The following is a 10,573-nucleotide window of genomic DNA, read 5'->3' as shown; positions in this document are numbered from 1 at the left end:
GCGTCGCCCACCCCGCCGGCCCTCGGGTCAGCCACCCTGCCCGCCGCTCTGCCCGCCGGCGTGCCCGCGACCTGCTGGACCGGGTCGGCCTGGCGGACGCGGGCGGCCGGCAGGCCGGGCGGATGTCCGGCGGCGAGCAGCAGCGCCTCGCCCTGGCCGTGGCGCTGGCCAACGCGCCCAGGCTGCTGCTCGCCGACGAGCCCACCAGCCAGCTAGACGAGGAGTCGGGCACGCGGGTGATCGAGCTCATCAAGGACGTCGCCGCGGCCGACGGCACGACCGCGGTCGTGGTCACGCACGACACCGCGGTGAGCGAGGCGCTGAGCCGTACGGTGACGATCAGGGACGGCCGGGTCGGCGCGGAGGGCAGGCGCGGCGAGGACTTCGTGGTCGTCGGCCGGGAGGGCGCCGTTCAGGTGCCCCCCGAATACCATCACCTGCTGCCGCCCGGTTCCATGGCGCGGATCGAGGAGCTCGACGACGGCATCGCGCTCAGGAGGGCGGACCCGTGATCCTGCGCGGCCTCTGGGAACGCCGTACGCTCTCGCTGGTCGTCCTGCTGATCGCGATCGTGCCGATCGCGTCGGCGGCCGTGGGGCCGATCTACTCGGCGGCCGCCCGTACGACGATCGCCAGGGACGCGGTGAAGGCCGCGCCGCTGGAGGGGCGCGGCTGGCGGTACACGACCACGCAGGGCGGCATCGAGGCCAAGGTGGCGGCGTTCACCGCGGGCGCGGACTTCACCGGCCCGCCGGTGCTCGGGATGGAGGCGACCAGCGGCCGGCCGGGGGACCGGCGCGCGTTCTCGCTGGTCTGGCAGGACGGCCAGTGCGAACACCTGCCGCTGGTCGAGGGCGGCTGCCCGGACGCGGCCAAGGAGGTGATGGCCAGCCAGGCGTCGGGGTTCGAGGTGGGGGAGAAGATCAGGTTGTCGGCCGTGGTGGACGTCGAGTACACCCCCACCGGGCGGAAACCGGCGTCGCTCACCGTGGTCGGGATCTACCGGCCGGGGCCGGCCGGCGACCCGTTCTGGTTCGGCAGGACGTTGTTCTCCCCTTCGGGGGAGCCGGGCCAGGACAAGGCTGACGCGCTGTTCACCGTGCCGGAGACCCGGCTGGAGACGTACAACGTCTCCGGCGGGCAGGGGGACGAGGGCGGCTGGACCGACTACGCCGTCGTCTCCGTCGTCGCGGACCGGCTGGAGGGGACCGACCTCGCGAAACTGGCCGCGATGCAGGCCGCCGCCGAGTTCGCGGGCCGGAACTCGGGCGACATCGTGTTCTCCCGGGTGGCCGACACGGTCAGGACCATGACCGCGGGCACCGGCGCGCTGGGCGTGCCGACGCTCCTGGTGATCGCGCAGGTGGTGGCTCTCGGCTGGATGTTGCTCTTCCAGACCGTGGGCGACCTGGTCAGGGCGCGCGGCGCGGAGATCGCGCTGGCCCGGCTGCGCGGGCACGGGCGGGCGCGGGTGTGGCTGTTCGCGCTGGCCGAGCCGCTGCTGCTGCTCGCCGCCGCCGTGCCGCTCGGGCTGCTGCCCGGGCATGCCGCGGCGGGCGTGATGATCGGCACGCTGCTGCCCGCGGGCATCCCGGTGACCTTCCCGCCGGAAGCGGCGCTGGCCGGCGTCGCGGCGATGCTGGGCGGCGTGCTCGCGGCGGCGATGGCCGCCTGGCGTACGGCGACGCGGCCGGTCACCGAGGAGTGGCGGCGCACGCCCCGCCGTACGGCCCACGGCTGGGTGCTGGACGCCGTGGTGCTCGCGGTCACCGCGGTGGGCCTGGTCGAGCTACTGGCCACCGGCCTGATCACGGACGTGTCGGGACGCAGCTCGGGCGCGCTGGCGGTGCCCGGGCTGGTCGCGCTGGGCGTGGCGCTGCTGGCCGCCCGGGCGCTGCCGGTGCTGACCAGGCGGCTGTTCGCGGTCACCAGGCGGCGCGGCGGGCTCGGGCCGTTCCTGGCGCTGCGGCAGGTGGCCAGGGGGCCGGTGGCGGCGGGCAGCGTGATCGTGCTGGGAGCGGCGTTCGGGCTGGCCACGTTCGCGGTGTCGGCGTGGAGCGCCACGTCGGGCGACTACGCGGAGACGGCGCGCTTCCACAACGGCGCGGCCACCGCGATCACGGTCCGGCCGGTCGAGCCGAGCAGGCTGATCGCCGCCGTGGCCGCCGCCGACCCCGGCGGCAGGACCGCCGCGCCGGTGATCAAGGTGCCGGGTCCGCCGCAGCTGATCGCCTCGGACCCGCGGCGGCTGGCCGCCGTGGGCGCGGCCTGGCGGCCCGACCTGGCGGGCGGCGCGTCCCTGGCCCAGGCCGCCGCCAAGCTGCCGACCCCGGCCGAGCCGCGGGTGTGGGTGCGCGGCGACAGGTTCCGCGCCGAGGTGGCGCACGACCGGCCGCCCAAGGGCTGGACGATGAAGCTGTTCGTCACGTTCCGGGTGCCCGGGCAGTTGCGGCCCGCCCAGCTCCCGCTCGGCGAGCTCGCCGGACGCTCCGGCGTGCACGAATGGAACCTGCCGCCCGCCTGCCGGCGGGCTCGGTGCGAGCTGCGCGCCTTCCGCGGGCAGCCGGTCCCGCCCGAGCAGTTCGAGGAGCCCGCGTTCGTACGGGTGACCGTCACCGGGATGGCGGTACGCGAGCAGGGCCGCTGGCGCTCCTTGGCCATGCCGCGATGGGATGCCAACCCGGGCCGGCGCGACGGCACGTTCGCGATCACCATGGTCGACAACCAGACGCTGCGCCCCGCCACGTACGACCCGCGGCCCCCTGCGGTCGCGGTCGGGCACATCGGCACCCGCGTGGTGCCGGGGCTCGACAACGCCTACGCGGGCCCGGTGCGCACCGTCGTCGCGTCCGCCGCCGCGCCCGGCCTGACCGACGTGGGCGTCCTGATGAACCTGGAGCAGGCCGACCGGATGGCGTACGGGGTCCACGAGAAGGCCGCATACCAGGTGTGGACCGGCCTGACCGACACGGCGGCGCTGGAGCGGGACCTGGAGCGGCAGGGATTGTCGGTGGTGTCGCGGCGGCACGTGGCCGACCTGACCGCGTCGTTCGCCGGGCAGGGCCCGGGGCTGGCGCTGTTGCTGCTGCTGGCGTCCGCGCTGGCGGCGGCGGCGCTGGCGCTCGGGCGCACCGTGCTCGCGCTCTACACGTCGGCGAGGAGGCGCGGGTACGAGCTGGCCGCGCTGGAGGCGTCGGGTGCCAAGGTGGCGGCGCTGCGGGTGGCGCTCCTGCTGGAGCAGGTGATCACGATTGCGGCGGGCACCCTGGCGGGCTTGCTGGCCGGACTGGTGGCGGCGCGGGTGGCGCTCGGCAGGATCCCGCAGTTCACCTCGCCGCCCGTCACGCCGCCGCTGCCGCACGAGGTCGCGGCGGTGCCCGTCGCCCTCGTCGCCGGCGCCGCTCTCCTGATCAGCCTGCTGGCCGCGTTGGTCGTGTCGGAGCTGCTGCTGCGCGGCATCCGCGTGGAGCGCCTGCGCGACGCCCCCGCCTGACCGGTTGCGCCTGACCGGTCCCGCCTGACCGCCCCGCCTGAGGGCCCCACCGGACCGCCCCCGGGCACCGCCGGGGGCGGTGTGCCATCACTCGGTGGAGGGCGGGGACGGCTCGGTGTCGGTCCAGCCGGACTCCAGCACCACGGTGACCCGGTCGTCCTTCTGCGGCATGCCGGTGACTTCGGATGCCAGCACCTTGGAGGTGTCGGGATCGATGACGAGCCTGCCCTGCGTGGGCCGGCCCTCCTGGATCGGGAAGGTCACGGCGACGCCCTCCCGTCCCCGCGGGTCGGTGGTGCGGCCTTCGACCCGCACCGTGGGCAGCGTCGCCAGCGCCTCGTAGGCGGCGCCGCGCACCTGCGGGGAGGCGGGCAGCGCGTACAGGAGCGAGGCCAGAGTGTGCGGCAGGCCGTGCTCCACCGAGCCGGCGAAGTCCTCGTCGCTGCGGATCGCCTCGGCGGCCCGCTTCTTCAGCGCTTCGGGGTCGGCGGGCAGTTCCGCGATCTGCTCCAGAGTCATGGCCCTGGCACTCCAGTAGAGCTTCTGGTCGCCCTTGAGCCGGGTGAGCGTGCCCTCGCCCGGCGAGGTCGAGTAGACGCCGCCGTCCGGCCCCATCTCCCATTCGGCCGGCGAGCCGTCACGGCGCCATGCCGCGACGTCCCGAGGGCGCGCGGCCAGCTGCCTGCGGCCGATCCAGTGGCCGCCGTCGGCGCCCACCCACTGCTCCGAGAGGTTGGAGATCTCCAGCTGGTAGGTGTCGCCGTCCTTGCCGTACGGCCTCGACGACCCCACGTTCAGCTCCTTGAGGTGCCAGTAGGAGCCTTCGGGGGCGGCTTCGGCCTTGGCGGCGGCCGCCAGCAGGATCGAGGTGCCCGACAGGGAGGTGTCGCCGGTCGCTGCGGGGGGAGCCGGCGACGGGGCGGTGGCCGCCTGATCGAGGAAGACGGCCGTCGCGGCGGCGGCCGCGACGAGCCCGATCGCGCCGGCCCGCCACGGCAGGCGCCGCCGGGCCGTCCGATGCGGCGGGCCCGACGTGCTCGCCATGATCGCCGCGCGCAGTTCGCGCGCGCCAGGCCCCTGATCCGGCGCGTGCGGTGCCGGGTCGATGGCCCTTACCAGGTGCTCGATGTCACTCATGCTTCCTCCATCGCGATCGTCAAGGACGCCTGCCGTTCCAGCGCCGCCGCCAGCCGCTTGCGCGCCCGATGCAACCGGGTACGAGCGGCGATAGCCGTACATCCCACGACTTTGGCGATCCGTTCGCTGGTCAGGCCCTCCCAGCAGGCCAGCGCCAGGACTTCGCGGTCGCGTTCCGGCAACGCGTCGAACGCGGTGCGGACATGGTCCAGGTCGACCGGTCTGACCGGCCGGTCGGCCGCCAGTTCGGTACGCAGCCGTTCGGCGAGCACGGCCCGGCGGGAAGCTCCGCGCTGCTGGTTGGCCAGCACGCGGCGGGCCACCCCGTAAAGCCACAGCAGCGCCTCCTCGCCCTCGGGCACGTCGCCGATGCGCCGCCAGGCCGTCAGGAACGTCTCCGAGATGACGTCGGCCGTGTCATCGGGGGACTGGGCGCGGCGGGCGGCGTACTGATGTATCGCCGGGTAGTACGCGTCATAGACCGCCTCGAAGCGGTCCCGGTATGTCACAGAGTCTCCCTGCCGAAAGTAGGTGCCGGACACCTAGGTAAATGTCCGGCACCTTGCAGCCTGTTGCAGATCGTTGTGAGCACCAGCGCCGTCCGCCGCGGACCGGAACCACCGCTCAGACCACCTAGGAGAGGCGGCCCGGTCGGTGGACGGGCCCCGCCGGGCGGGTCCATCTCGTCGATGCGGTTCGGGGTTGAGCGACGCGCGTCCGGTGGTCCGGTCGATGGGCTGCCCCTTCCTGCCTGACGGCGGGCGGTGTTGCCTGGATAACGTTCCGCGAACGTTCATCATGCGCTTCAGTGAGCAGGGCTACCGAAATGGGGCCTTAGTCGGCAGAATCCAGCGAGCACAAGGAAACACCAGGTCAACGAAAGTGGGACTGCGCGACGATGGAAGCTCGCACCATCAGGCAACGGGGACCGACGGGCGAGCATCGGTTGTCGTTGCTCTATCTGGCGCCCTCGCTGATCATTTTTGCCATCTTCGTCTTCTATCCGCTGGGCAGGACGTTCTACCTGTCCACGATGGGGACCGACATCATCGGGCGGGCCAACAAGTTCGTCGGGCTGGACAACTTCGCGGGCATGTTCAGCGACCCGGGCTTCTTCAAGGCGCTGGGGACCACAGCGTTATTCGCCCTCTTCACCGTGGTTCCGGCGGTCGTCGGCGCGCTCGTGGTCGTCCTGCTGCTGGAGTCGCGGATCAGCGGGCAGAGGATGTTCCGTACGGTGTTCGCGCTGCCGTTCGCCTTCTCCGTGGCCACCGCGTCGGTGATCTTCGCCCTCATCTACAACCCCGCCGTGGGCATGGCCAACGGCATCCTCAGCTACGTCGGCGTCGACCGGATCGGCTGGCTGACCGAGCCGGACCTGGCGCTGATCTCGATCTCGATCACCACGGTCTGGATGACGCTCGGCTACAACGTCCTCGTGCTCTCCGCGGGGGTCGGCGCGATCCCCGCGGAGGTGGTGGAGGCCGCCAGGCTCGACGGCGCGACGGGATGGCGGCTGCACAGCCGGATCACCGTGCCCATGCTCTCCCCGCAGCTCTTCTTCCTCATCGTGATCTCCACGATCCACGCGCTGCAGAGCTTCGGCCAGATCCACATCCTCACCAAGGGCGGCCCCGACGGGGCGACGTCCACGCTGGTCTACTGGATCTACGAGAAGGCCTTCAGCTACGGGTCGTCGGACTTCGGCACGGCCAGCGCCGCCGCGATCGTGCTCCTGGTGGTCGTCCTCGCGTGTACCGGCATCCAGTTCGGCGTGCTGGAAAGGAGAGTCCACTACCGATGAGCACCTCCTCCTCGGTCGCGAGCAAGATCGTTGTCTATCTCGTGCTCATCGTGTGCGCGCTCCCGGTGGTCTTCCCGCTCTACTACGCGTTCATCGGCGGCATCATGACGCCGAGCGACCTGGCCAGCTATCCGCCGAAGCTCCTCCCGACGGCGATCGACCTCGGCAACTACTCTTCGGCGCTCGACACCATCCCGCTGGCCAGGCAGTACCTCAACTCGGCGATCCAGACCGGCATCGTCACCCTCTGCCAGCTCCTGTCGAGCGTCCTGGCCGCCTACGCGTTCGCGTTCCTGCGGATGTGGGCCAAGACGGCGATGTTCGCGCTGTTCATGGTGACGCTCATGGTGCCGTGGGAAGCGATCATCCTGCCCAACTACCTGCTGATCTCGGACCTGGGGTTGACCAAGGGGCCGCTCACCTACCTCGGGCTCACGCTGCCCTTCCTCGCCCACGCCTTCGGCACGTTCCTGCTGCGGCAGTCGTTCCTCCAGTTCCCGATCGAGGTGCGTGACGCCGCGGTGATGGACGGCTGCGGCCATCTGCGGTTCCTGTGGCGGATCCTGCTCCCCCTGTCGAAACCGGCCATCGCCGCCGTCGGCGTCTACGTGTTCATGACCACGTGGAACCAGTACTTCTGGCCGTTGATCCTCGGCAACGACGACCAGTACAAGACGCTGCAGATCGGCGTGTCCATGTTGAACGACGCCGAATCGTCCAGCCCGACGCTCATCCTGGCCGGGGTCACCCTCGCGCTGCTGCCCACCCTCGTGCTCGTGATCTTCGGGCAGCGCTTCATCATCCGCGGCCTCACCGCAGGCGCGGTGAAGTAATCGTGAACAAGAAACGGAGTTCCCAGATGGCACGACCCCGATTTAGGCGTACGCGCGACGGGCTGGTGGTCACGGCCGCGCTCTCCCTCGCTCTGACGGGCTGCGGTGGCGATGCGGGCTCGGGCGAGGGCGGCGAGGCCGCCACGGCGCCCGGCGCCGACGCGATCACCGAACCGATCGAGATCGAGTTCTGGCACTCGATGAAGGAGAAGAACGAGCTCGCCATCAAGGCCATGGTGGACGACTTCAAGAAGGTGAACGACAAGATCACCGTGAAGCCGGTCTTCAAGGGCGACTACGACCAGATGGTCGTCGCGTACAAGCAGGCCGTACAGCAGGAGGCCACGCCCCCGCTGGTCCAGATCTACGACATCGGCTCGCGGTTCATGTACGACTCCCAGCAGGTCGTCCCGATGTACAAGTTCATCGAGCTGGACAAGTTCGACCAGAACGCGAACATCGAGCCCAACATCGCCAGCTACTACACGATCAAGAACAAGCTCTGGTCGATGCCGTTCAACTCCTCGGCGCCGCTGCTCTACATGAACGCGGACGCCGTGAAGAAGGCCGGGCTCGACCCGGACAAGCCGCCGGCCACGCTCGACGAGGTCGGCGAGTGGGCGAAGAAGCTCACCGTCAAGGAGGGCGGCACGGTCACGCAGTTCGGCTTCAACGCCGCGCTCTACGGCTGGTTCGTCGAGCAGCTGACCGCCCAGGACAACGCCGAGTACTGCGACAACGGCAACGGCAGGAACGGCCTGGCCACCAAGGTGAACTTCGGCACCGGCGCCGGGCCCAAGTTCGCCCAGTGGCTGGGCGACCTGGTGAAGGAGGGCTACGCCACCAACACCGGCCGGCCGACCGACCAGGCCCAGAACGCGTTCAAGACCGGGACGATCGCCCTGCACCTGGAGTCGACCTCCGCCCTCGGCGGCTACACCGAGGCCGCGAAGGGCAAGTTCGAGCTGAAGACCGCCCCGTTCCCCAAGGTGTCCGAGTCCTCCAGCGGTGGCACGATCATCGGCGGCGCCTCCCTGTGGATCAACGCGGTCGGGCACACCGACGCGGAGAAGCGGGCCGCCTGGGAGTTCGTGAAGTTCTCCAACACGCCTGAGCAGCAGGCGAAGTGGCACGAGGCGACCGGCTACGTGCCGGTCAACCCGCAGGCCAAGGCGAACGACAACCCCAACTTCCAGGTCGCGGTGACGCAACTGCGCGCCCAGCAGCCGTCGGCGGCCACGTCGGGCTGCCTCCTCGGCGTCATGCCCGAGGCCAGGAAGGCGGCCGAGGTCGGTCTCGAGCAGGCCGTGCCCGCCGGGGCGGGGCAGGAGCCTCGGACTCCGGCCGAGCAGGCGATGCAGAACGCCGCCGCCACGCTGCAGACGCCCATCCAGAAGTACAACGCCAACGTCGAGCAGTGACAGCCGGGGCGGGCGCCCACCGGAGGACGCCCGCCCCTGACGTCGTTTCGCCGAGGCGCGCCTTCGCTCTCGGGCGCGACGCCCGTGACCGTCCCCGCACCCGCGGCGCGCAACCAGGCGGCGGGCACCACGGCGGTCAACGCCGGTGCGGGAACGCCGCCGCCGTCAGGACATCCCCGCCGTTCTATCAAACCGTCCGTACGGCGTGCGGGGCGGTCAGGGCCAGGAAGTAGTCGTCCACGGCCGCGAGGTCGGCGCTGTCACCCCGGTAGCCGACGTACTTGTCCGGGCGGATGAGGTAAAGGCTCGGCCGGCGCACGCCGTAGCGGTTGTGCGCCTGGCTGCGCGGGTCCGCGGCGACGCCGCCGGCCAGGCCGGGTGGCAGGTGGCCGCGCGTGATGAGGTGGGCTTCACCGTGCCCGGCCATCGCCGCGCACGCCGCCGATCGCCAGGCCGCCAGGGTGGCGGGGTCGGTGGTGTCGGCGGCGAACAGCAGCAGGTGATGCCCCGGTCCGCGCAGCAGGTGCCGCAGCGCCACCGGGCCGTCGCGCCTTTCGAGGTGGACGTCGCGCATCACGTCCCCCGGCTGCGGGCCTGCGTCGGCGAGGTCGTTCCAGGCCCTGGCCGGGGACTCGGTCCAGCGCTGGAAGACCAGAGGGCTGTCGCGGTAGTGGACCAGGTGCTCGCCGAAGGCGTTGGACAACCGCTGTTGCACGGGGTTGAGCCGGCCGAGCAGCCGCAGCGCGTGCCGTCTGGCTCTGCGGGCGACCAGGGTGCCGCCGGTGACGACCTTGGTCGTGGTCGAGGTGGCGTCGACCACGGCCCTGGCCACGGGCCGGCGTTCGGCGTGGTAACTGTCCAGGAGGGTCTCGGCGGCGTCGCCGGTGACGACGAGAGCGAGTTTCCAGCCCAGGTTGTACGCGTCCTGCATGCCGGTGTTCATGCCCTGCCCGCCCACCGGGCTGTGGTTGTGCGCGGCGTCTCCGACGAGCAGGACACGGCCGTCGCGCAGACGCTCGGCCAGGCTCTCGCGGGCCACGAACGACGAGCTCCACTGCAGATCGCGCAGGCGCGAGTCCAGCGGCGTACGGTCGGCGACCAGGGCGCTGAAGTCGTCGAGGCCGGGTGCCGCCGGCGGCGATCCGGCGGTGCCGCCCGTGCTGGTTGTGCCGGCCGTGGTTGTGCCGGCCGTGTTGGCCGTGCCGGCCGTGTTGGCCAGGATCCGCCAGTAGCCCCCCGCCATGGGGAAGACCGCGACCAGCCCCGATCGGGCGAAGTAGACGTGGAAGCGGTCGCGCGTCAGCGGCCAGTCGGCGGCGACGTCACCCAGGATGAATGCGCGCTGCAGGTCGGCCCGCTGCCTGCCGATGCCGGCCGTCTCGCGGACGGTGCTGTGCGCGCCGTCCGCCCCGATCAACCACCTGGTCGCGCAGCGTTCGCGGCGGCCGTCGGCGTGCTGGAGGTCCACGGTGACGCGGTGTTCACCCGCCTCGTGGTCCAGCAGGCGGGTGCCCCATTCGATGGAGACTCCGAGCTCCTCCACACGTTCGCGCAGCAGGCTGACCGTCTGCCACTGCGGGATGCACAGGTCGTAAGGGAACGGGGAGTCCACGGCCGTGACGTCCATCTCGGCGAGCGTCGTGGTGCCCTGGTAGAAGTTCAGCGCGTGCAGCGGTATGCCGCGTTCGAGGGCGTCCTCGGCCAGCCCGAGGTCGTCGAGGACTTCGAGGGTCCGGGCCACGATGGACACCGCCCGGCTCTCCCGGTGGTCCGCGGCTCCCGCGTCGATGACGCGAGGCACCACTCCTCTGCGGGCCAGCTCGATCGCCAGCACCAGGCCGGTCGGCCCCGCGCCGACGATGAGGACGTCTTCTCCGACGGTCAC

General features: G+C 71.7%; 8 protein-coding genes. 5 read left to right on the top strand and 3 right to left on the bottom strand.

The window, feature by feature from the left end:
• On the top strand, positions 1-512 hold a 512-nt coding region (locus E1292_RS04515), incomplete at its 5' end, for an ATP-binding cassette domain-containing protein (RefSeq protein ID WP_132592269.1).
• Positions 509-3,493: an FtsX-like permease family protein gene (locus E1292_RS04510; RefSeq protein ID WP_132592267.1), complete on the top strand. Its 2,985-nt coding sequence runs from the start codon at positions 509-511 to the stop codon at positions 3,491-3,493. The genes E1292_RS04515 and E1292_RS04510, both read left to right, overlap by 4 nt.
• 87 nt (positions 3,494-3,580) lie before the next feature.
• On the opposite strand, the gene E1292_RS04505 is transcribed toward E1292_RS04510, so the two are convergent.
• Together E1292_RS04505 and E1292_RS04500 are read right to left on the bottom strand one after the other, a co-directional pair.
• Positions 3,581-4,630, bottom strand: a complete 1,050-nt coding sequence (locus E1292_RS04505; protein WP_132592265.1) for a CU044_5270 family protein — start codon at positions 4,628-4,630, stop codon at positions 3,581-3,583.
• Entirely contained in the window at positions 4,627-5,139 is a 513-nt protein-coding gene (locus tag E1292_RS04500) for an RNA polymerase sigma factor (RefSeq protein ID WP_132592263.1), read from the bottom strand. Before E1292_RS04500 ends, E1292_RS04505 begins: the two co-directional genes overlap by 4 nt.
• Positions 5,140-5,528: 389 nt before the next feature.
• Between E1292_RS04500 and E1292_RS04495 the strand changes: the two genes are divergently transcribed.
• Genes E1292_RS04495 through E1292_RS04485 form a run of 3 tightly spaced genes read left to right on the top strand, consistent with a single transcriptional unit; the run spans position 5,529 to position 8,688 of the window.
• Positions 5,529-6,434 (top strand): carbohydrate ABC transporter permease, encoded by a 906-nt coding sequence (locus tag E1292_RS04495; protein WP_132592261.1) that lies wholly within the window; start codon positions 5,529-5,531, stop codon positions 6,432-6,434.
• The gene (locus E1292_RS04490) at positions 6,431-7,267 is read left to right on the top strand and encodes a carbohydrate ABC transporter permease (protein ID WP_132592259.1); all 837 of its coding nucleotides are present in this window, start codon (positions 6,431-6,433) and stop codon (positions 7,265-7,267) included. The genes E1292_RS04495 and E1292_RS04490 overlap by 4 nt, the downstream gene beginning before the upstream one ends.
• Before the next feature lie 26 nt (positions 7,268-7,293).
• Positions 7,294-8,688: an ABC transporter substrate-binding protein gene (locus E1292_RS04485; protein ID WP_132592257.1), complete on the top strand. Its 1,395-nt coding sequence runs from the start codon at positions 7,294-7,296 to the stop codon at positions 8,686-8,688.
• A gap of 187 nt (positions 8,689-8,875) precedes the next feature.
• Here E1292_RS04485 and E1292_RS04480 read toward each other — a convergent pair whose 3' ends face one another.
• Positions 8,876-10,573: an FAD-dependent monooxygenase gene (locus E1292_RS04480; protein WP_165974377.1), complete on the bottom strand. Its 1,698-nt coding sequence runs from the start codon at positions 10,571-10,573 to the stop codon at positions 8,876-8,878.

Origin of the sequence: Nonomuraea deserti (assembly GCF_004348685.1) — a bacterium.
In the GTDB taxonomy this organism is placed as follows: domain Bacteria; phylum Actinomycetota; class Actinomycetes; order Streptosporangiales; family Streptosporangiaceae; genus Nonomuraea; species Nonomuraea deserti.
Note: the sequence above shows the minus strand (reverse complement) of the source record. Positions and strands in the feature narration are given on the sequence as shown.